The 935-nt window shown below is 52.8% G+C and carries 1 protein-coding gene; it reads left to right on the top strand.

Annotated elements, in window-relative coordinates; all coding sequences use genetic code 11:
- On the top strand, positions 1-935 hold a 935-nt coding region (locus tag E1189_RS05385), incomplete at both ends, for a hypothetical protein (RefSeq protein ID WP_196221219.1).

The raw sequence follows: 935 nt of genomic DNA, 5'->3' as shown, positions 1-935 counted from the left end.
TACCCGGGCGGCAGGGGGTAAGACGAACACTCCCTGTAATGACAAGGAAATCGAATTGGCTCTGGGCAGACTACTTCAGGTTATGAAGGGCACAGACAATCTGCAAGCTGCTCTGAACATCTTTACCCGGCTGCGCACCCGGGCGGCAGGGGGGAAGGTGAACACCCCTTGTGATGACAAGGAGATCGAACTGGCTCTGGGCAGGCACCTCGAGGTTATGGGGGGAGCGGACAGCATGAAAGCGGCTCAGGACATCTATACCCGGTTGCGCATCCGGGCGGCAGGTGGAGTGGAGAACACCCCCTGTGAGGACAAGGAGATCGAATTAACACTGGGCAGGCATCTTCAGATCATGGGGGGCACGGACAATTTAAGAGCGGCTCTGGACATCTTTACCCGGCTGCGTACCTTGGCGGCCGGAGGACAGGTGAACACTCCCTGTGGGGACAAAGATATTGAATTGGGCCTTGCAGCTGTTTTTATTGATACGGGAGAGTGGGAGCGGTTTGATGGGCTGCAACTCGACAAACAGTTGTTTGCAGGGTTCGAAACCTGGTTATGTTTTAGCATCCGTTACTTCCGGGAATTAAAGGAAGTTGTGGACATATTGCCTGCACATGCGACTCTGTTGGGGAAGGCGCTGCATTGGGCTGCTCTTGCTGTGGAGGGCAGTGAGAGAACCAGTGCATCCTGTCTGAGTCAGCTGGCTCACTGCTTTCGCCTTTTATCCGCCTGGCCGCAACTCAATCTGCAAGCGCTAGGTATCGAAGAGACAAAAGAGCAAGAGTTCAAACATACGTCGAAATTATTCTTTGATCTGGCCAACGACCTTGAACCCTATCGACAAGAACTGAAGAAAGATGATCGATGGAGACAAAAGGAACGAAAGTTATTGGCTTTTATGACTGGAGAAGCTCCCCCACCATCATCCATAC

This window comes from Parendozoicomonas verongulae (assembly GCF_009711465.1).
Lineage (GTDB): Bacteria > Pseudomonadota > Gammaproteobacteria > Pseudomonadales > Endozoicomonadaceae > Sansalvadorimonas > Sansalvadorimonas verongulae.
The sequence above is the reverse complement of the archived record's forward strand: the minus strand, read 5'-3'. Positions and strand labels throughout refer to the sequence as shown.